Origin of the sequence: Paenibacillus germinis (assembly GCF_013141785.1) — a bacterium.
In the GTDB taxonomy this organism is placed as follows: Bacteria; Bacillota; Bacilli; order Paenibacillales; family NBRC-103111; genus Paenibacillus_E; species Paenibacillus_E phytorum.
Genome location: NZ_WHOC01000030.1, coordinates 61,342 through 84,363 on the forward strand (window position 1 = coordinate 61,342; position 23,022 = coordinate 84,363).

Genomic DNA, 23,022 nt, shown 5'->3' on the forward strand with positions numbered 1-23,022 from the left:
AATAATAATACCAACTTTCGTAAAAAAGCTTATTCATTTATTGGGCTATCCTGAGCCCATTCCTAGCTTGCTGCCTTCGGGAACAAATGGACCGGCCGGGCAGCGGCCGGTCCTCCCAAAGAAGGTCTCTTTACTTGTACATCGCCACGTAATCGAACAGGAACTTGCTCTTATACTTTTGCGTGGTGAAACGGAACGTGCCGATCGACGATTCTGTCGAGTTGTTGTAGAAATCAAGACCACTAACCGAGTAAACGCCAGATGTTGCATTCACAGAACCTGAGGTCGGCGTTCCGGTGAATTTCTTGAGCTCATCTATCTGCATCGTGAGGTCATACTTCTTCGTTCCCGTATCCAGGTCGAAACGGAGTGTGACCCACTGATCGAGCGGAAGCGTGAAGCCGGAGTTCGGAATTTTGTTGTTTGTCGTACCATTTATCCAATAGCCGAGTGTGCCATCCGAGAAATAGGTGAACCTCACAACTTCAGCCACAGGGCCGTACAGCTTAAGCTCGAAGTTACCGGTTGTGGTGTCATTTTTTTTAAACATCAATCTGGTTTCGAACGTGACCTTCCCGCTTAGCGCCGCATTCTTTCTCGTAATCATCGGACTTGAAGTCGTCGTATCGTTGACATTATCCGTTACCAGAAGCGTTTTGCTGCTAGCGTGCGGAGTCTGTACAATCGATACTGACGTCTCGCTGTTCGTCGCTACCTCCCAATTGCTACCATTCGAGACATTACCTATTTCCCATTCGTCGAACGAGTCATAGTACGCGCCGCTGCTGTCTGCAGCAGGCAGCGTCACCGCTGTACTCGGGCCATCTGCAGAAGTATTGCCCTGCGCATCCGTTGCCTTAATCTGGAACGTATAGGTCCCGCCCGGCAGCAATCCGGTTACGTCATAACGATACACATCGCCGGCTACCGTCCCCATTAAGGTCAACTGTGTGGCGTCCTTCCGATAAATCGAATACGAGGCCACATTGCCCGAGTTGTCCGTCGCTTGATCCCATTCCAGTCTTGCAGCGCTAGGAAACAGATGAACCGGCCGGACCGCGGCCGTCCCCCCCCATACTGGAGCCGTCGTGTCGCTCCTAGATGGGTACATCGTTACGTAATCGAACAGGTACTTACCCGTATTTTTTTGCGAGACGAATCGGAACGTATCGATCGCTGACGCATCCGAGCCGTCGTAGAATTTAAGTCCGCTGACCGTGTAAACGCCAGTTGTCGGATTCAGCGACCCTGTATCTTCCGGCGATCGCGTATAGCCCTTGAACGCATCTGCTTGCATGTTGATGTCATACGTATCTGTTACCGTATCCAGATCGAAGCGGAGTGTGACCCATTGGTCGAGCGGAAGCTTGAAGTCGGAGAAAATCTTAGGGATCTTGTAGTTTGTTGAGCTATCTTTATAATAGCCGAATGTGCCATCCGAGAAATAGACGAACCTCACGACATCCTTCGAAGAGCCACTCAGCTTGAGCTCGAAGTTGCCAACGGCGGTGGTCAGTTTTTTGAACATGAACCTCGTTTCGAACGTGACCTTTCCGCTTAGCCCCGCGTTCGATCTCACTACCAGTGCGTCATTCGTAGCACCGCTGTCCGACGGGTCCGTCACTTGCAGGACCTTGCCTCCTGAATCCGGAGACGGCTCGATTGTTACCGACGCCCCGTTATTCGTCGTTACCGACCAATTGCCGGATGGCACAGTGCCTGCCGTCAAGTTGTCGAACGATTCATAAAACTCGCCACCGCTAACTGCAGCTGGCATCTTGACCTGCATAACTGGTCCGTCACCCGACTCGTTGCCCTTCGCATCCGCCGCTTGTACTTGGAACGTATAGGTTATTCCCGACTGCAAGCCGTTCACATCGAATGCGCTCATATGTCCGGCAACCGTCCCGACCTTCTCGAAGGACGATGTTCCAGCCTTCCGGTAGATCGAATACGCTGCCACCGTACCCGAATTGTCCGTTGCGGGGCTCCACGTCAACCTTGCCGTATCCGGGAATAGACGATCCGACCTGAGCCAAAGCGATGTTCCCCATGAAGGAGCATGCGAATCGATCGTCAAGATGCTGATCGCCCCGCTTCCGCTATCCAGAGAACGATTATCGCTCGTGTCCACTGCCACAACTTTGACCGAGTACGTCTTTCCAGGCGTTAAGCCCGTGATATCGGTCGAGATCGTACCCGTGGTCGAGCTGTTCTGAACGAATTTGTTCTGCATGCCATTCACATAGAGATCATATCCCTTCATCCCGGCATTGTCGGTCGACGGCGTCCAACTAACGGTTGCTTTGGTTTCCTCTTGAGGAAGAACCTGCTGCAAATTAGTGGGCGCTGACGGCCGTGCCTCGTCCGTCTTCGCTTCGATCAATCCGATCCAATCTAGCTTCATTTTGCCGCTGGCATGCCACATTGTAATATCAACAGGGCCGGCTGCTAGCTGCTGCCCCGTCTTGACCCTGAGTCCCTGCCAATCAATCGCATTGTCTCCAGTACCGGAAGTCTTCGGCGCCCCGATATAGTACGCCTGATCTCCGACCATCGCCAATCGACCCGTAATCGTGCCAGCCGGCTGATCCCAGTCCGCCGTATATTTCAGGACGAGATCGTATTTGCCCGCTCTTGGAACATTAATCGTCCACTTCGCCCACTGTCCCGACTCATACCAACTCCCCAAGCCGGTTCCACCGGACAGGAACGACTGAGAGATTTTCTCGAGATTCCTGCCGCCGGAAGCGACGTACGACTCCGCTTCCTGCCATGTAAGGTACAAGTTCGACCTCATCTGATCCGGATTCGACCACGAAACGGTACTAGTAGGGGTACCCGGTCCAATCTTCTTCAGCGTAAGCGGACTGGTCGCTCCTTGCAGAATGACAGCTGCGTTCGCTTCGAGGTAGACGTTGCGCGAACGTCCATGCTGATCGAACAGCAAGCCGGTAGGAGCCTGCTCCACCGAGTACAAACCCGCACTGTTGGTCAATTTCCCCCAAGCGACGGACGCCCCTGTCGTGTCGCTGTAGGCATTCAGCATCACCGATCCAGGCACGCCGTCGACGACGGTCTGCAGTGTTACACTGGGGAGCGGCTGCGGCTGCGGCGCACTATTCAACTTGAAATCCCGCTGCCCCTTCTCCACATTAACGGTCAGCGTACTTCCGGACATGACCCAATGCACGCCGCGATTTTCCAAGCCTTGCGTAACCAATCCGCCGGATGGAATGCTCGCCCCGCTGATGCTATCACGTAGACTGTTGACAGTGTTTGAAGTAAATAAGGCAACCTGCGATTTCAAAGGACTGGACACGGACAGCCGATCTCGTCCGTATACGATCGTGGACGGCTGATCGCTCGCGATCAACGTGACGTCGCTCAAGCCTTTCTTGACGACTTTCGTCCCGTCGACGAGCAGCACCGTATCGCCTTTGAACGCAACTGCGGTCCCGTCAAAGCGAACGCTGTCCGCATTGATTTCCCCGCCTGCCGTCAACCGGATGTAGACGATCGTACCGTCCGCGAACGTCAGCTTCATGTGATCCCCTTTGTTTTCCGACACAACGTTCTGTGGCGCCGAATCCCGCTTGTAGGCTTCCAAAGTTGTGACGAACGTCGCTTTATCCGTCTTCGGCGCTATGAATGCCGCATGCTTCTGCTGCCCATCGCCGTACACCTTGTTAGGCAGTACTTCCGTTCCATCGAAGGCGAGGAACCGGTCCTCGTATTCCGTGCGCAGATTTTGCGGAGTGTAGAATCGGACCTTGAGGCCCGCTCCCCCCTTCAGGATCGTCGCTCCGGCCTTATCCTGATCGAGCTGAAGCTCATCCTCGGCATGCAGACGCCATGCGAACTCGTTGCCTCCCGTATTTGCGGATTGCAGCTGATCGATGACGACGAACATATTCGGCCTGACATAGATGACACTGCGGCCCGCTTTGGACAAAACATTGACATTTCTGTTGTAAGCGTCGGTTGCGTCACCGCTCACCGCGTCGAAGTCGGGGTGCGTGACGAAGCTGACCACTTTGCCCTTGGCATCCATATCGTTGATCTTCTGGCCGTACTTCCCATCGATGGTAATCGCATTAGAGGAAAACGTTTGCTTCGAAAAATTCATATCATGGGGGGTGCCGTAATCGTCGTAATACCCACTCTCGATTGCGAGCGGTTCGCCGAAGGCGTTGATGACGAAGCTGTTTTGATCGGCTTGGCTATGATTGTAGCTGCCGTAAGGACTGGATCTGAAGTAGAACGATACGGCATCCGGATCGTATAATTTGGAGTGCATCGCCACGAGCCCGATGTCTGGAAACCACTTGGAATCCGGCAAATCCATCGGCGGTCTCACCGTTAAATTACTGTCACCATAGAAGTAGTTATTCAAATCCGGGTACATACCCGTTCCGACTGCCTGAGCCGCCCATTTCAGCCGAGGATCGCCGTTCATTTGCGCTAGCCGGGTATAGGCGGTTACACTCGGGCCGCCTGGAGCGTCTTGACTGCCATCGCCGAAGATCCCATTCGGGCTGCCTTTCGGGAACGCATAAAGCGGATATAGGCCTTCGTTCCGGGAATGCGCTTTTTTGTACAAATTAAAGCCTGTTGCAGAAAGAAGAACATCCACAAACTCCTTGCCGAACAAGGACGACCACTGCCAGTACCCTGTTCCTTGGCCCCATCCCCCGTTCTCTCCGCCCCACGGAGGCATCATGTTCGTGTAGGCGGGAACGACAAAGTTGAACCACGACGCGGCTTCCGGAATATCGTTAAGCATCGCCGTCGCAATAATGCCAAGGTAACCGAATGCCGTCCAGCCGTGGGAGTCGAACGGCATACTTGGAATCGTGGAAAGATGACTCCTCATCGTTGTGGCTCGCGTTTGAATCATATTCTTTACAGTTGCTTTATCAGCACCCAGTACATCATAAAGCCAGTCGTATGCCATTGCAGACTTATAGGCAATGTAGCGATGTACCTGATCGTTGGTTGTGTAACCCGTCGGATCATTGTCCCCCGTCTTCCAATTGGCGATGCTCACCAGTCGTTGTACCGCCTTATTCCCGACAACCGCATTCTGCGATATGAGATAGATGAAGGCCATATCCAGCATCTCGTCGACTGCATGGTAGGTATAGTCCTTGAGGTTGGACTGCCCTAAAGTCGGCTCCTGCGGCGGCGTTTTAGGCAAATTCGCATTGACCGACGCCAGCTTCGCATCATAGAACTCCTTTCCTGACGTCTGGGACAATCTGCAAAACGCGGCCAGCGAATCTTTTTTCGCCCATACTCGCGGATGCTCAGTTCCGACCTGGCTCATGAGCTGCTGGACGGAAGGTACGACGAACGGGACATTTTGCTCCTCGATGCGGAATTTGCGGATTGCGCTCCAATCCGACGAGACGCCTGCCGAAGTACGGTACTTGACCCGCCAATACCAGGTACCGTAATTGAATTGTTGAGGAAAATTGTAATAGTTCACGTTCAGCAACGTTATCTCGTAGTCGATGGTTGTCATCGAAGCGCTGCGACTCACCTGTACATCATAGCTATCCGCACCAGTGACAGCCGGCCATCGGAAATCGGGCGGGTTCTGTGTCGTCACGACAAAATCCGGAGGGCTGAACTTAACAGCTAACCCCGTATCCGATGGGAAAACCACCGCCGCCTCAGCGACAGGGGAAGGAGCAAACGGCCATGCATGAAACAAACTCGCGGTCAATGCGGCAATCATTCCTATAGCGATCGTTCGTTTTCTGATCCAACCCGTCAACTTCATCATTCCCTTCATTTCATTTGGAAGAAACCCCGTCTGTTCGGTTCCTTCGACAAGCTTTCTGCTGGCCGTCTAGTTCAAACTTGCTCAAGCAGACTGTCCTTTTCTCACGCTCCTCCCTTGATAACCCCTCATGTATCCGCTTACATTTTTCCTCCTTTCTCTTGTTTGATATTAGAGTAGCTGCCCATTCCTTCAGCGTATATAAACGGAACCGATAAAGCTTAAACTTTTCTCCATTCTGTTAAAAAAAATACCAATTTCAGTAAAGTAGATCAGACTCTAAAAAAACAGATTACTCGTCCATTGCACATTAGAGTCTATCATTATATTCATAATGCTCCTCACCACTGGTAGGCATACTCCAAAATTTGATTTTAGAATCATTTAGCTTTCATGATGGAAAATGGGTATAGTGGTTACCAATGTTGTATTTCCTACACAATTCACCTGGCTTATGGCTATTTTGCAACTTGAAGTTGCATTTCGTACAACATTTCGAGCCCATTTCTTACAAAATCGCCTGTATGGAGACCAACTGTTGTAAATTATGCAACAACTAAGCGAGAAACGCGGGATCTAGGCAGCAATTGTTGCAGTTTCTACAACATACCTAATCAAGTTTCTCATCTTCTGAGTTACTCAACCTAGGCTCAGTCGATCTATGCTGTACAACTTACCTTCCTAACTCTCACTTCTCTCACAGCTCAGAAAAAACATCAGAAAAATAGTTATTTAACGAAGGAATATGCACACGTCCACACTCTCACTCAGCAAAATCAGCAAATATCTATGCTAAAAAGGGGGGAAGCTTTGCCTTCCTCCTAACTCAAAACATATATTCAAGAAAAGGAGCTATCCCAAAAATGTTAAATACATGTGAAGATCAGCTTCTTCAAGGGCACAATGCATCCATCTACCAATGCTAGGCTTCCACTAAAGGGAACATAGCGACGCTATTTCCGTGAAATATGCTCAAATTAAAGAAACGAGGAACGTAGAGATGCTATTCCGTTGTTTTCAGCTTCGAATAGCACAAATTTCATAAAATAAGACCCTCTCATTCCGTCAATTCAATTTTCAGCTCATTTCATCCACTTTAGCGGCTTGCCGTTCCGTTAAGAACAATGCTGCCCAAAAAGGACCTCCCCCTATTGGCGGAAGTCCTCATGGACAGGTGTAACCATCTTCATGGTAGATACCCCTAAAGGTCTATAAACCTTTTTGGGACAGCAACCAACAAATAGAATCACATCTGAAAATCAATCGTTGGGCTTACGGTGGTATCGGCTACGCTTTCCTTGCGTCTTCCTCCGTATGCGATACTGAACGTATACGAGCCGGTCAGCAGCTCCTTGCTCGTCACGCCGCCGCCGCTTGTCGTTCCGAATGTCCGCCAGCTGCCTGCGTAATAGGAAACCTGGCCACCGTCAAGCGGATTGCCTTGGCTGTCCTTCAACTGCACCGTGACGTTCGCTGTCTGGAAGACGACGATGGCATTCACCGACGTATCCTGCTCCTTCTGCATGCGCGTGCCTTCGTATGTCATCGCAAAGGTATAAGACCCAGGCAGCAGCTCCTTGCTGATCTCACCATAGACGGCCGTACTGACCGTCCGCCAGCTGTCCGCGTAATAACTAGCGTTGCCGCCGCTAAGTGGATTCCCCTGACTGTCCTTCAGCTGTACCTTGACGTTCACCGTCTGGAAGACGATGACGGCATTTACCGACGTATTCTGCTCCTTCTGCAATCGCGTGCCTTCGTACGTCATCGAGAAGGTATAGGATCCGGGCAGCAGTTCTTTGCTGATCTCGCCATTCACTGCAGTGCCGATCGTCCGCCAGCTCCCCGCGTAATAACTTGCGCTGCCTCCACTAAGAGGATTCCCTTGGCTGTCCTTCAGCTGTACCTTGACGTCTACCGTCTGGAAGAGGACAACAGCGTCTGTTCCCGTGTTTTGCGACTTCTGCATGCGTGTTCCTTCATATATAATCGCAAAGGCATAGGACTTGTTCGGCAGCGATTTGCTAACCGTTCCGGAAGCGTCAGTGACTCCGAAATCTTTCCAGACGCCGTCATAATACGATATGACGCCGCCACTCAGCGGGTTGCCGTTGCTGTCCTTGAGCTGCACCTTGACGGCGGTCGCAGCAAGCGTAAAGCCGAGCTGCTTGGCAGGCTCAACATTTCCCGCCCGATCCGTCGACTTGAAGAGTAACCTGTAGGACCCTTGCTTGTCGAACGTGACTGGAGCCGTATAGGTTTCCCAGGAAGTCCCGTTATCCTGGCTGAATTCTGTTTTAGCCACACCCGATACGTCGTCGCTGCCAGAGAATGTGACCGTGACCGGCCCCATGTACGTTCCGTTCAGCCCGTCCGGCTGCGACGGGGATGCATTAGCACTTGTTACTGGAGCGGTCCGATCGATATTGCTTACCGTATAGCTCGTTACATTTGACACCTTGCCCCCCGCACTCGTTCCCCGGGCATACACTGTGTCATTTGCGGAGAGGACGAGTGGGGCTGCGTATGCCGTCCACGTGCCGCCGGAGCCTATTTTATATTCCTTTATCGCAGCGTCGACAGGGTAATGGATCGTCAAGGCGACATCCGAATTGGTAGGCGTCGTCTTATCGGCGGTGAAAGTAGCATCCGCTGGAGCGACCGTTTTTTTATACAACGCCACATAATCGAACAAGTACTTACTCGAAAACCGATTCGTACTGAACCGGAACGTATCGATCGAAGTCGCAGACGAGTTATTGTAGAATTTGACCCCGCTGACTTTATATTCGCCGGTAGTCGGATTCACCGAACCCGCATCCGTCGAACTGGTATAGCCCTTGAGCGCATCCGTCTGCACCGAGAGATCATACGTCTTCGTTACCGTATCCAAATCGATCCGGAGCGTGACCCACTGGTCGCGCGGCAAAGTTAAGCCGGTGGACTTAGGGATCTTGTAGGCCGTCACATTGTTAAAATAGCCGAATGTACCGTCCGAGAAGCCGGTGAACCGCACGACATCATTACCTGCACTGCGCAGCTTGAGCTCGAAGTTGCCGAAGTCGGTGCTCAGCTTCTTAAACATGAATCGGGTTTCGAACGTGACCTTCCCACTTTGCGCCGCGTTCGTTCTCGTCACAATCGGGTCTTCCGTATAATCATCATTGTTCGCGTAGGTTGAATCCTTCACCTGCAGAACTTTGCCGCTTGAATCCGGAGACGACTCGATCGTTACCGTCGACGTCGACCCGGTTTTGAGTGTCGCCGTCCAATTACTGGCGGTCACATTGCCCGTCGTCATGTCGTCGAACGACTCATAATACTCGCCGCTGCTGCTTGCGGCAGGCATGGTCAGCGTCGTACTCGGACCATTTGTCGATACGTTGCCCTTGCTATCCGCGGCCTGAACCCGGAACGTATAGGTGCCCCCCGGCGTCAGACTGGTTACGTCATACCCGTACACGCCGCCGGTAACCGTACCTGCATTCACGAAGTCCATCTGCGCGGCATCCTTCCGATAGATCGAATACGAGGCCACTTTGCCCGAGTTGTCCGTTGCCGGATCCCACTCCACTCTTGCTACGCTTGGAAATAGCTGAACCGGCCGAACTGCACCCGTTCCTTCCCACGAGGGAGGTGTCGTGTCTTCCGTAGAATCGTACATCGTCACGTAATCGAACAGGTACTTGCCCGCGTATCGATTCGTACTGAAGCGGAACGAATCGATCCCCTCGAGAGTAGGGGCGTTGTAAAACGGAATCCCTATGACCTTGTAGACACCGGTCGACCGATTCAGCGAGCCATTTTCCACCAATCCGGTGTAGCCCTTGAACGCATCTGCCTGTAACGTGATGTCATACCTCTTCGTCGCTGTATCCAGATCGAAGCGTAGCGTGATCCATTGGTCGCGTGGCAGCGCGAAACCGTTCTGCTTCGGAATCTTGAACGACGAAAGGATGCTGTTATCCAGCTTCCAGTATCCGAATGACGCATCCGAGAAGCCGGTGAACCTTACGACATCCGTCCCGAAGCTGCGAAGATTAAGCTCGAAGTTATCGGAGTCGGGGCTCGTGTCGCTCAGTTTCTTAAACATGAATCGGGTTTCGAAGGTGACCTTCCCGCTTAGTGCCGTGTTCATTCTCGTCACAATCGGGTCTACCGTGAAGTCATCTATGTTCGCGTTGGTCGAATCCTTCACCTGCAGTACGTTGCCGCTTAAGTCGGGAGACGGCTCTATCGTTACCGTCGACGTCGACCCGGTTTTCAAATCTACTTTCCAGTTACTGTCGGTCACATTGCCCGCAGGCAGGTGATCGAACGATTCATAATATTCGCCGACGCTTACCGCACCTGGCATCGTGACCGAAAAACTTGGTCCATCGCTGGTTTCGTTGCCTTGCGCATCCGACGCTTGCACCCGGAACGTATAGGTTGCTCCTGGCTGCAGGTCTTTCACGTCATATGCGTTCACATGTCCCGCAACCGTTCCTACTTTCATGAAGGACGCCTGGGCTCCATCCTTTCGATAGATCGAATACGCGGCTACATTGCCCGAATTGTCCGTTGCTGAGCTCCACGTCAACCTTGCCGTGCTCGGGAAAAGATGACTCGTAAGGAGCGAGGCCGCCTCACCCCATACAGGAGCACTCATATCGATCGCCGCAAAGCTGAGTGGCACGCTATCTAGGGAACGATTATCGCTCGTATCCACAGCCACAATAGTAACCGAATACGTCTTCCCTACTGTCAATCCCGTGATCGTCGCGGTGGTCGTGCCGCTCGGGACAACCAGCTTTTGCACGCCATTTGCATAGACAACATATTCCTTCACTCCGACATTGTCAGTTGACGCCGCCCAACTGACGGTAGCGGTCGAGTCCGATTGCGAAGCCAGCTGCAGATTGGTGGGCGCTAACGGCCGTTCCTCGTCCGATTGCTCTTCGATCAATCCGATCCAATCCAGATTCATCGCGCCGCCGGCGTGCCACAGCGTAATATCGACAGGACCTGCCGCCAGCTGCTGCCCCGTCTTGACTCGGAGTCCTTTCCAAACATCGGGAGTCGTCCCCCAGTTGGGATTCCCACTCGCGTCGGTAGTCGTAGGCGCCTCGAGATAGTACGCCTGATTTCCGATCATCGCCAATCGGCCTACAAGCGTGCCGGCCGGCAAACCTGACGTATATTTCAGGACGAGATCGTATTTGCCGGCTTTCGGAACATTCATCGTCCACTTCGCCCACTGTCCCGACTGATCCCAGCCCGCTAAGCCGACTCCGCCGGACAGGAAAGGACGGGTCGAATATTTGGTAAAGCTCTTGCCGCCGAAGGCGACGAATGATTCCGCTTCCTGCCAATTAAAATATAAGTTCGACCTCATCTGATCCGGATTAGACCAAAATTCGGTATTGGAAGGTGCTCCCGATCCAATCCTCTTCATCTTCAGCATGCCCGTCGCGCCTTGCAATATGATGCCTGCGTTCGCTTCGAGGTAAACGCTATGCCGCTGCCCATGCCGCTCGAACAGCAAGCCAGATGGGGCCTCCTCCACCTCATACAGCCCCGCTTCGTTCGTCAATTTCCCCCAAGCGACGGATGCCCCTTCCTTGTCGCTGTAAGCATGCAGCGTCGTCGATCCATACACGCCGTCAATGACGGTCTGCAGCGTCAAGTCGGGGAGCGGCTGCGGCATCGCGATATGGTTCAGCTTGAATTCGCGCTGCCCCTTCTCGACATGAACAGTCAGCGTGCTTCCAGACGTATCCCAATGCACACCGCGCAGTCCCATGCCGTCAGTCACCGATCCGCCACGCGGAATATCCGATCCGTTGCTGCCATCGCGTAGGCGATCCACACCCGGAGCATACAAAGCAACTTGTGTATCCGACGGGCTTGACACGGACAGTTGATCGCGTCCATACACGACCGTGGACGGTTGGTCGCTCTCGATCAACGTCACGCCGTCTTTGACGACCTTTGTTCCGTCGACAAGCAGCACGGAATCGCCTTTCAGCGCTACAGCGGTTCCGTTAAATCGAACGCTGCCTGCATCGACTTCATCCCCTGTCGTTGTCATCCGGATGTACACGACAGTACCGTCCGCGAACGTCAACTTCATGTAATTCCCATGGTTCTCCGAAACAACATTCTGTGGTGCCGAATCCCGTTTATAGGCTTCCAGCGTCGAGACGAACGTCGCCTTCTCCGTCTTCGGCGTAATGAATGCCGCATGCTTCTGCTGCTCGCCGGCGTACGCCCCGCCAGGTTTTATTTCCGATCCGTCGATGCCAAGAAACTGGTCCTCGTATTCCGTTCGCAGATTTAGCGGCGCGTGGAATCGGACTTTGAGGCCCGCTGCGCCTTTCAGAATCGTCGCTCCGGCATGATCTGCATCGAGATTAAGTTCATCCTCGGCATGCAGGCGCCACGCGAACTCGTTTCCATCCGTACTCTTCGATTGCAGTTGATCGATGACGACGAACATATTCGGCCTGACATAGATGACATTGCGGCCCGCTTTGGACAAGGCAGTGCCATAAGCGACGGATGCATCGCCGATCACCGCGTCAAAGTCAGGATGCGTGACGAATCCGACCACTTTGCCATCGGCATTGATGTCGTTAATCGGCTGACCGTACTTACCATCGTAAGTAATCGCATTAGAGGAGAACGTTTGCTTGTTGTAATTCATGTGATGGTCAGTGCCGTAGTCGTCGTAAAACCCGCTTTCGATCGCTAGCGGTTCGCCGAAGGCGTTGATGATGAAGCTGTTCTGATCGGCATGCATATGATTGTAGCTACCGTAAGGGCTGGATCTAAAGTAGAGCGACACGGCGTCCGGATCGTATAATTCGGAATGCATCGCCACGACCCCGATATCCTGAAACCATCTGGAATCCGGCATATCGACCGGCGGTCTCACGGCCAGATTACTATCCCCGTAGAAATAGTTGCTCAAATCCGGGTACATGCCCGATCCTACCGCCTGCGCCGCCCATTTCAATCGGGGATCTCCGTTCATTTGGGCAAGACGGGTATAGGCGGACACGCTATAGCCTCCCGGCGAGTCTTCGCTGCCATCACCGAAGATGCCCTTCGGACTGCCTTTCGGCCACGCATAGAGCGGATACAAGCCTTCGTTCCGGGAAAACGCTTTATCATACAAATTAAATCCGGTTGCAGACAGAAGGACATCCATAAACTCCTTGCCGAACAAATGCGAATACTGCCAGTACCCTGTTCCTTGAGACCATCCCCCGTTCTCCCCACCCCAAGGCGGCATGAAGTTGATGTAGGCAGGAACGCTACTTCGGAACCAATCCTCGGCAGCCGGGATATCGTGAAGCATCGCCGTTGCGATGATGCCGATATAGCCGAACGCCGTCCAACCGTGTGAGTCGAATGGATTCTTCGCAATCGAATGATTATTGACGAGATCTTGCATCATTGTTACGGTTCGGGTTTGAACCATGTTTTGGACCTTCGGCTTCTCTACTACGGGCTCCAGTATGTCATAAAGCCAGTCGTATGCCATCGCAGACTTATACGTAATGTAGCGATGAATCTGATCATGGGATATGTAACTTGTAACCCCATTCGTATCCCAACCCGCAATATCAAGCAGGCGTTGTTTCGCCTTATTTCCGACCTCCATGTTCCCCGAGATGAGATAGACGAAAGCCATATCCATCATTTCATTGACGACTTTATCGGAATAGGCGCGGTCAACCGAAGTCGGCGCTGGTGGCGGATTTTTGCTTAAATTCGCCATTGTCCACGCATATTTCGCATCATAAAACTCCTTGCCCGAAGTCTGGGCTAAGCTGCGAAACTCAGCCAGCTTATCGACTTTGGTCCAGATTCGCGGATGCTGGTTGCCGACCTGGCTCATGAGCTGTTCGACGGAAGGAATGACGAACGGTACATTTTGCTCCTCGATACGAAATTTACGAATGCTGCTCCATTCCGACCAGCCGCCCGCCGAAGTATGGTACCTCACTCGCCAATACCAAGTACCGCTATCAAACACATGAGGGAAATTATAATAGTTTACGGTCAGTTCAGCATTCTCGTAGACTATGCTCGAAACCGTAGCGCTGCGGCTCACCTGCAGATCGTATTTGTCCGCACCGGAAACGACCGGCCATTTGAAATCAGGCGGATTCTGCGTCGTCACGAGCGAATCCGCCGGTCCGAACGGCATATTAAACCCCGTTAAGACTGCCGACGGCCATGCTGACGCAGCCACGGCCACGGAAGGGTTCAAAAATGGAACTAGATTAATAGAACTTGCAATCAACACAAAAACCATACCTATCGCCAGTTGTCTTGCCTTTATCCAACCTCTCACTTTCAAATCACCCCTCCATCAACTATTGAAAAACCACAATTGCCGATCCCTGTTGAGTGAATCCGCTTTCAAATAATCAGCCTCCTTTCGATAGAATAATAGTAGCCGGAAGGAATCGGCTCGTATATCAACGGAAACCTCCGATCGTTCAACTTTTTTACAATCTTCCAAAAAAAATGCCAACTTCCGTAAAAGAGCCTAATAAACCCATAAAACAATGATAGGAATGATAACGGGGTATAAACGGAAGAGCTGTCCCGCGGGACAGCTCTTTGTTATGGTTGCACTTCGTGATCAACAGACTCTCATAAGTACTTGACTCAATTCTTCTCCTGCTTCTTGTTTGCCGGGATCGGAGCGGGCTCTGCACTTTGGTCGTTCGCGGTAAGATCGATGCCGTAGTCCTTGGCGAACACCATAAAGGTATTAACAAGAACGTTCTCGGCGTGTTCATCGAGCTGGAATACCCGGGCGCCACGCAGACGATTCCGATCTGCGCCGGGCAAACCGTAAGCGCCGAAGCCCGTGCTTCCGGCATAGCCCAGCAACACGCCATAGTAGTTGCCGTGATACGTATTGACGTGATCATGGCCGCAAAAGATGCCCCTGACATCGCCTCTGGCCTGAATTGCTGAGAACATGCCGCTATTGATCGGACCAGGGCATTCATCTTCGTTCCGTTCCCCCACAATCTGGTGCTTGCCAACGGCCCTTGCATGGTCAGCCTCGGACCTTCCGTCCACGCTTGCGTACCACATGAATCGGTGCTCCCAGAGAGGGATATGAATGAACATAAGCGAAGGCACTTTATAACCCTGTTTCTCCTCCAGCTTTTTGGAGGTTTCGTAATACCACGCTACTTGATCGAACCGCAGCCAATCCCAGACCGGGTATCCTTCGAAGTCTTGCCCAGCTATCGTATGCGGCGCATACCTTCCACTATCCAGCAGCCAGAGGTTGAAGGCCGCCTTCGACCCTTTGGAGGACTGGATCAACAGGTTGGTATTCCCCGTCCCGGTAATCCCTCGTTCTCCGGGCTGGTTCACATTATATTTGTACGCCATATAAAATTGCAGCATTTCCTCTTCGCCCAGACCAGCGCTCGGAGTCGAGTCTTCGTCGTGATTCCCGAAGGTTACAGCCCACTTGATTCCGCGTTGCTCCATTGGCTGGGCAATGTTGTTCATTGCCTGCTTCATCTCTATCGCCGTATCGCAGCCCCCGGTAATACAATCGCCATTAAGGACGACAAAATCCGGCTTTTCGGCGTCGAGCACTTTCTCCATCAGCTCCACGGTCCGCCGATCGATATGCTCGTCGTCCTGCATGTCGTTGAACTGGACGATTTTGAACTTTCCGTCGTTGTTGAATTGCAGCTTCACATTGTCATTGGTTGCGGCCTGTACCTTTCCTCCGCCAAACAATCCGGCGGGAACACCCGCCGATCCGAGCGTGATCGCCAGCGCACCCGCCCCTCCGACTTTAATAAAATCCCTCCTGCTGATGCTTTTACTTGTTTCATCAAGGCTCATCGTACAAATACCTCCTACCACTATTGAAATAACCACACCCCCAATCTATCTGAAAAATGTGTGATGAATATTAATTCGATCTAAAAGTTATGTAAATCTATTAATCCATGGCATGTAACGCGACTAATAATATTTCGATTTAGACATGACATGGCTCCACTTTTTTAAATATTTATGACAATTTATGAAAATCCGGGAATGCCTGCAATCTCATTCCGCTCTTGATTTTCTTATTACGCGAATGAAAAAAAAACGGATAAAGCCATCTAAAAATGGCCTATCCGTTTCAATTTGTTATGTCCATTCTTTTCCGATATTCGCTCGGTGTCGTTCCTGTATATTTTTTGAACATCCGGTTGAAAGACGTCATATTCTGATATCCGACAGCCTTGGCGGCATCATGAATTTTGATCTGGTTATCGGTGAGGAGGCTTGTCGCTTTCGTGATTCGGGTTTCATTGATATAGTCAACGATGTTCTTGCCGGTCTTGGCCTTGAAATAAGAAGACAAGTATCCGCTGCTCATCTTTAGCTTTTCTGCCAAAATATCCAGATATATTTCTTCTGCTAAGTGCTCATTTATATAGTCAATCACGAAGGATGTGACCGGGTACTTCTCTTCCTTTTTTTCTCGAACAGCTTCCGATGTTTGCGTAACCCAATCAAGCAAAAGCAGCTCCAGCTCTCTTAACGTGCTGCATTGCAGGATTCTTTCTCCCGCTTTGTCCAATATGATCTCCAATCGAATGGGATCAAGGTGATAAGGAATGGTTGCATTCTTGATCTTGTCGATCAGAGATTCGGCAAACCGCAGCATCACGGCAGCCGTCAATTCCTTACTATGCCATCTCGCAAACAGACGTTCCATAAGTGCAATCAGCTGCTGAGTATTCCCTTCTCGCAAATGAACTTCAAACTCTTTATCCTGATCAGGCGAAAAGCCAACGGCCATTTGCGTCACTGCACGCTTGCGTATAATCTGCGTTTCGTTAATTAACAGACGTTCTCCAACTAGTTCCTGAACTTCTTCGTAGGCTGCAGTCAACTGAGCTGAATCCGTATAAATCGAAGTGATCGCAATGGTAACGATGCCGTACTCCCGATCATGATTGAAAACAGATTTCATTTCGCCAAGCACATCGGCTATAACTGTCATTTGATCCGTAAAAACGAGACTTAGTATTTGATCGCGTTCAATTTGAAACGTTAGTGAATCTGGATATGTCGGTACTAGCCTGCTGTCTATATAGGTCTTCATATAATAAAGCCATTGCTCGATGGATGATTTTGAAATCGAATTCCTGTGGTAAGGCTGGATTTGAAAAAGAACAAAAACGAACGGTTTATTGGCAAAATCAAGCTTCCAAGCTTCATGTTCGTGATATCGAATAGCTTTGAGATGGTTGATAAAAGAGAGTTGTTTCCGAATCATATGATTGCCGTGAATTTCATCACTAATAATATTAAATTCCTTGATGTTCGATCGATACGGCACATTGTCGTTCATTTGACGCAAAGATTCGATCACTCTCTTTAGCGGGTTATTGATGCGTGCCGTAAACAAGAATGAAAAAATGATGCTGAGCGATATCGCTGCCGCCATACTGACAATCAGTGTAATGCTCAAACGGGACTGGTTTGCAATTCGTTCAACAGGAACCCGGTAGAGATACTTATATCCCGTTCCCTGTCCTGTCATCACAAAATGATATTTGTTATCCCGAATGAAGTCTTTGCTTCCGTATTTCTGAAGATCGTCAAAGGAAATGCCCGGTTCATGTTCCGCACTCTTGAATAAGATCTCTCCAGATTCGTTGTAAATAACAAAATCGTTATAGATACTTCGATGTAGCGCTTGGTACATTTTCATGGCATCGAGAAAAACGACCATATAAAAATCATCTTTATTTTTGATAATGATTGGCATCATTTCCCCCAACCTCTGCGGCTGGTTTTGAAAAATGGAATTAGTGACAGGAGTAGATGGTAAAATTCGGCTTGTGTAAGGTTCTTCGAACTGTTTTTTCCAAAAGTCCAAAGGATATTTATCGCTTGCGTAAAATACGTTGAACATCGATTCTGCATTCGTGCTCGTACCTTTCTCCAGCACAAGTTCATTCTTCTTTGAATAAAAAACGATGTTATCGATAAACAGGTAGGGATTCGCTGCAAAACCAGATATTTCACGAACGAGAAGAGGAAAATTGACATAGTTGGGCGTATTCTGCAACCTCTGAACTTCTTCACTGAAAAAAAACAGAACCATCTGTTTTTTGACCAGATCCAAATGTTTTTCATAGCTCTCACTCGTATTTTCGAGCATCAGCGTGTTGTACTTGACAATCTCTTGCCTAACATTCTGCTTTGAAACCGAGATGGAATAAATGATCAGAGAGGCAAGTAGAAGAATGATGCATAGAAATCCCACAATGAGCCGTATAAAAAGCGAATTAGATCTATTTCGAATGAAAAGGATCGGTTGAAGAGTTTTCATGCAACCCCCACTTTTATTATGATTAATCAATCACTTTAAAATTTCTTGTTGATACATATCTTAACAAACAGGTTGAAGAGTGTAAACCGCCCTCCCTTCATGTCAAATACAAACCGTTTACCTTCCCTAATATCCGCATCAAGATCGAAATGGTAGTTCATGCTTCCGCAGAAATGCGGATAGCCTTGCAGGCACCAATCTCCGAATTCATAGTTTATTATGGCAGGTCCTTTCTGTTAACGCTTTCCCTTTTCCACGATTTTATTGAACAATTCCGCGAATCCGCCTACCCTGAGCATTTATTTAAATTGCTGGCGATAGCTGCTAGGGGTCTGTCCGATCATTCTTTTAAACAATCCAATAAAAGTATTGATATCTTTGTACCCTACCGATTCAGCAATTCTGCTGATTTTAAACTGAGAATTCCTTAATTGCTCACAGCTTTTGCGTATTCGTATGCTTTGAAGATAGTTATGATAGCTTTGGTTTGTATGCTGTTTGAATAAGCGCTGTAAATGCCTCTCGCTCCATTGAAATTTTTCGGTCAAATGGGATAAGGTGAGTTCCATCGCGTAATTTTGTTCGATATATAGTAGAACTTGCATAAATCGATCTTGTTTACTGGGAAGTGCCTTAATTTCATTATGTTTAAATCGGTACATCGTGACAATTAACTGTAGGAAAAGACTGTTTAAATAAGTAGAAGAACCGCTTTGTTGCAAAGAATATTCCTGGTAAAGAGATAGAAACAGCTTCTCCATCGCAGCATCGATATCGGAAACCGAATAATAACGGAGCCCCTCTTCTTTTAACTCTTCCATAAAAGTAATGATCGGCTTATCGATGACGAAAGGAATAATGCTTTCGATGAGTTCTGGTGTAAATATGCAGTTATATATAATTAACGGTTCTTTGGCTACATCTGCGGATGCGGGGCGAAATACATGCGAAACCCCGATAGGAATGACAAATAACTGACCTGGAGATATGCGCTCGACCTCGCTTTCAACATAATGAAAGCCTTTACCCTCCATAACGTAGGCCAGCTCAATAAATTCATGCGCATGTTGCGACAAGCTAAAAGCTTCTGTCTCCCGATTGACGTAAAGATTCAAATCATGACGGAAAAAGCGTTCCCCTTTGAGTGTTTGCTTCGAATGTTTCATCCATTGATCTCCATTTTCCGGAAAAATGTCTATTTTACCAGTATCGAATGTCCTTTATACCGAGATAAAACGGAACGGGTTTTCTCTTATTATTATAATAGAAATCAAAATTATGGTAAATCAGACATAGTTCTCAGAAAGGTGTGAGCCCATCATGTCAATCGTTAATAAACTGCGATGCGAATACAGGGAGAATCCGATCGGAATTGATTGTACGCAACCAAGAATTAGCTGGCAGATTCAGTCCGATACGCGGTCATGGCTTCAAGCTGCCTATCAGATACAAATTTCGCAGGATATCGAATTTAAGAACCTCCTCTGGAATTCAGAGAAGGTCCTCTCGAATCAATCCGTTCACGTCGAGGTTCATCATTTGGTTGTAGAAAAATGCAAACGCTATTATTACCGCGTAAGAGTTTGGAGCGAGCAAGGCGAACAGACGGATTGGTCCGAAATCGCTTTTTGGGAAATGGGATTGCTCCAAGCCAGTGATTGGCAAGCGGATTGGATCAGTACTCCGACTGAGCAATTCCCATTGGAAACAGAGACATGTCCGTTACTCCGACATACGTTTCAGGTGAAAGGTCATGTACAGCGGGCCCGTATCTATGCGACTAGCTTGGGGCTTTATGAAATGAAACTGAACGGCTTAAGCGTGGGCGAACAGGCTTTCACTCCTGGCTGGACCAGCTATAAACATCGTCTTCAGTACCAGACGTATGATGTAACGGACTTATTGACAAGCGGCGGCAATGCGATCGGTGTCATGCTTGGAAATGGGTGGTACAAAGGAAAATTAACAGGGCGTGGAAAGAAGAATATGTACGGAGATCGTACTGCCTTCCTCATGCAACTGCACATTCAATATGAAGATGGAACCGAAGAGATCATAACGTCCAATTCAAATTGGCGCGCAGCTGAGAGTCCCGTTTTAATGTCCGAAATTTATCATGGTGAGACCTATGACGCTCGTTTGGAGAAAATAAATTGGAGTACGGCAACCTATGAGGATGCGGATTGGTTTCCTGTGGAAACACTGCAGCACACGAAAGATATGGTGGTGGCACAAGAAAACGAACCAGTTCATAAAATCGAGGAGATTTCCCCCATTGCCCTCATCACAACGCCTTCTGGAGAAACGGTTATCGACATGGGACAAAATATGGTCGGTTGGGTACGGTTTACGATTCAAGGTCGATCGGGCCAGGAAGTGACGCTGGAGCATGCTGAAGTCCTTGATCAGGAAGGTAACTTCTATACGGATAATTTGCGAAACGCGAAACAAACCATCCGATATATTTTAAAAGGGGGAGCACCCGAAGTATATGAACCTCACTTCACCTTTCAGGGATTCCGTTTTGTGTTGCTTACCGGATTTGGCGAGTCTATTCGACTTGCCGATTTTACTGGGATTGTTCTTCATTCCGATATGGAACGAACGGGTTATTTCCAATGCTCGGATCCGTTAATCAATCAGCTGCAGCACAATATACTCTGGGGTCAAAAAGGCAACTTTCTTGATGTGCCCACCGATTGCCCGCAGCGAGATGAACGATTAGGATGGACTGGAGACGCTCAAATGTTTATTCGCACCTCCACTTTTTTAATGAATGTAGCCACATTTTTCAGCAAATGGTTGCATGACTTAGCGGCCGACCAGTTAGAAGATGGAGGTGTTCCCTTCGTTATTCCTCATGTATTAAGTGAAAAGAGTCATTCATCAGCCGCTTGGGGAGACGCAGCCGTCATATGTCCATGGGTCATCTATCAATGTTATGGTGACAAACGCATTCTGGAACAGCAATATGAAAGCATGAAGGCATGGGTATCCTACATACGCAAACAAGGAAATGATGAATTCCTTTGGAATACTGGCTTCCATTTCGGCGATTGGTTAGGTTTGGACGCGAAGCCGGATAGCTATATTGGCGCCACTGATCGTGACTTTATCGCAACGGCTTTTTATGCCTACTCCGTTTCATTGCTCGCTAAAACAGCAAAAGTGTTGTCGAAGGAAGCCGATTGGGAATTATATACCCGCTTATATGCTCAAATACGTCATGCTTTTCAGCAAGAGTTTGTCACCCCCTCCGGAAAGCTATCTGTCCCTACACAGACTGCCAACGTATTGGCGCTCATGTTCGATCTTCTGGATGGAACCGCTAAGGAACGTGCGGCCAAAAAGCTTTTAGAGCTCTTGGAAGAAAGTAAGTTCCATTTGACTACTGGCTTCGTCGGAACTCCCTACTTGAATCTAGTATTAAGCCAAATTGGCCATACGGAAGCGGCATATCAGCTATTGTTTCAACAAGATTATCCATCTTGGCTTTACCAAGTTACCAAAGGGGCCACCACCATTTGGGAGCATTGGGATGGTATCAAGGAAGACGGCAGCTTCTGGAGTAAGGATATGAATTCGTTTAATCACTACGCCTACGGCGCGATTGGCGAATGGTTGTACCGCTGCGTTGCCGGTATTGATGTCGATGAAGAAGCACCGGGATATAAGCATATTCAAATCAAACCGCAGCCAGGTGCAGGCTTAACTTGGGTAGAAGCAAAACTGGAATCTATGTATGGATGGATTTATGCAGAGTGGCGGCAGTCGAGTGAGCATCTAATGGAAATTAGGATAAGTATTCCACCGAACACGACTGCATCTGTCCTTCTTCCGAATGCTAAAGAAACTCATCTCCGCGAGAATGGTGCAGCGCTGGATCAAACTACTGGAATTAGTGAAATGAGGCAAACGGAAACTGGAGTATCACTGATATTAGGGTCAGGGACGTATAATTTTACTTATTAAAGGCAAGTTCCACGGGGACAATATTTCTGATATCGTATCCTACCCCTATAAAAATATACGCTGATTAATCAATGAGGGATCAACAAAAAAATGAGGTGGCAAGGTTATACTTGCCCTCTTTTTTACGTTGTCCGGCAATGACAGCTTTGAAATAATGGATACCGTGGCGGCCCCAGCCTTATCGACTAAGCCTAAACTCCCCTTAAGTAGTGGACCTTCCCCGACTTTAGTACAGCTTCCATAACCGTCAACGGTCCGTTTTCGTAGAAGTTCAAAGAAGCTACAATAAAGACATAAGAACGAAGCAGACACACAAAACGCTTACATTTGAGAGGAGACTTATACAATGAACAAATTATTCAGATCCACTACAGACAGTAAATTAACCGGCCTTTGCGGGGGAATTGCAGAATGGTTCGGAGTTAATCCAACCATCATTCGTCTAATATTTGCTTTTGCTGCACTTTGCAGCTTTGGAACCGTCACACTGCTTTACTTCATCGGCTCTATCCTTGTTCCGAAAATGCCATATAGCCATATATAAAAAAGGGGGGCTGTCCCAAAAGTTCATTATGAACTGGGACAGCCCTTTTGTTTCGACTATAATAGAAAGTCACCCCGAACTCTATTTAGAGGAACGTAGGGCCGCTATTTCGAGAAATATGCGAATAAAATCGTATAAGAGGAACGTGAGAGCGCTATTTGATCAAAAGGGGCGATTCGGAGACAAAAAACCGTGAAATAACGCCTCCTCGTTCCTCTTCCTCATCATTTCGGGTGTTTTTCAACCAAATAACGCCTCTACGTTCCCTCGGTACGTTTTAGTTACCAAACCATAGCACGTTACAGTAACGGTCAAAGTGCCTGCCATTACTCCAAAAACGCCTTT

At 49.2% G+C, this 23,022-nt stretch carries 7 protein-coding genes; 2 read left to right on the top strand and 5 right to left on the bottom strand.

What is annotated here, in order from left to right:
* Positions 1 to 130: 130 nt before the first annotated feature.
* The 5 genes from GC102_RS07120 to GC102_RS07140 form a co-directional block, all read right to left on the bottom strand.
* Positions 131 to 5,791 carry a fibronectin type III domain-containing protein gene (locus GC102_RS07120; RefSeq protein WP_171688849.1) on the bottom strand — a complete coding sequence of 1,887 codons (5,661 nt, stop codon included), beginning with the start codon at positions 5,789 to 5,791 and terminating at the stop codon, positions 131 to 133.
* 1,243 nt (positions 5,792 to 7,034) lie between these two features.
* Positions 7,035 to 14,135: a fibronectin type III domain-containing protein gene (locus tag GC102_RS07125; RefSeq protein ID WP_171688850.1), complete on the bottom strand. Its 7,101-nt coding sequence runs from the start codon at positions 14,133 to 14,135 to the stop codon at positions 7,035 to 7,037.
* 320 nt (positions 14,136 to 14,455) lie between these two features.
* Entirely contained in the window at positions 14,456 to 15,667 is a 1,212-nt protein-coding gene (locus GC102_RS07130) for a metallophosphoesterase (protein ID WP_171688851.1), read from the bottom strand.
* A 286-nt stretch (positions 15,668 to 15,953) separates the two neighbouring features.
* A complete protein-coding gene (locus tag GC102_RS07135; RefSeq protein WP_171688852.1) occupies positions 15,954 to 18,161 on the bottom strand; it encodes a helix-turn-helix domain-containing protein in 2,208 nt (735 codons plus the stop codon).
* Positions 18,162 to 18,460: 299 nt separating this feature from the next.
* The gene (locus tag GC102_RS07140) at positions 18,461 to 19,327 is read right to left on the bottom strand and encodes a helix-turn-helix domain-containing protein (protein WP_171688853.1); all 867 of its coding nucleotides are present in this window, start codon (positions 19,325 to 19,327) and stop codon (positions 18,461 to 18,463) included.
* A gap of 154 nt (positions 19,328 to 19,481) precedes the next feature.
* Here GC102_RS07140 and GC102_RS07145 point away from each other — a divergent pair, with 154 nt between their 5' ends.
* Positions 19,482 to 22,133, top strand: coding sequence for a family 78 glycoside hydrolase catalytic domain (locus GC102_RS07145; protein WP_171688854.1), 2,652 nt, complete (start codon positions 19,482 to 19,484; stop codon positions 22,131 to 22,133).
* Between the two features lie 346 nt (positions 22,134 to 22,479).
* Positions 22,480 to 22,677: a PspC domain-containing protein gene (locus GC102_RS07150; RefSeq protein ID WP_171688855.1), complete on the top strand. Its 198-nt coding sequence runs from the start codon at positions 22,480 to 22,482 to the stop codon at positions 22,675 to 22,677.
* Positions 22,678 to 23,022 lie beyond the last annotated feature (345 nt).

Coding starts and splice junctions, on each gene's coding strand:
- GC102_RS07120 (WP_171688849.1), bottom strand. CDS start 5,791: ATGATGAAGTTGACGGGTTGGATCAGAAAACGAACGATCGCTATAGGA.
- GC102_RS07130 (WP_171688851.1), bottom strand. CDS start 15,667: ATGAGCCTTGATGAAACAAGTAAAAGCATCAGCAGGAGGGATTTTATT.
- GC102_RS07135 (WP_171688852.1), bottom strand. CDS start 18,161: ATGAAAACTCTTCAACCGATCCTTTTCATTCGAAATAGATCTAATTCG.
- GC102_RS07140 (WP_171688853.1), bottom strand. CDS start 19,327: ATGAAACATTCGAAGCAAACACTCAAAGGGGAACGCTTTTTCCGTCAT.
- GC102_RS07145 (WP_171688854.1), top strand. CDS start 19,482: ATGTCAATCGTTAATAAACTGCGATGCGAATACAGGGAGAATCCGATC.
- GC102_RS07150 (WP_171688855.1), top strand. CDS start 22,480: ATGAACAAATTATTCAGATCCACTACAGACAGTAAATTAACCGGCCTT.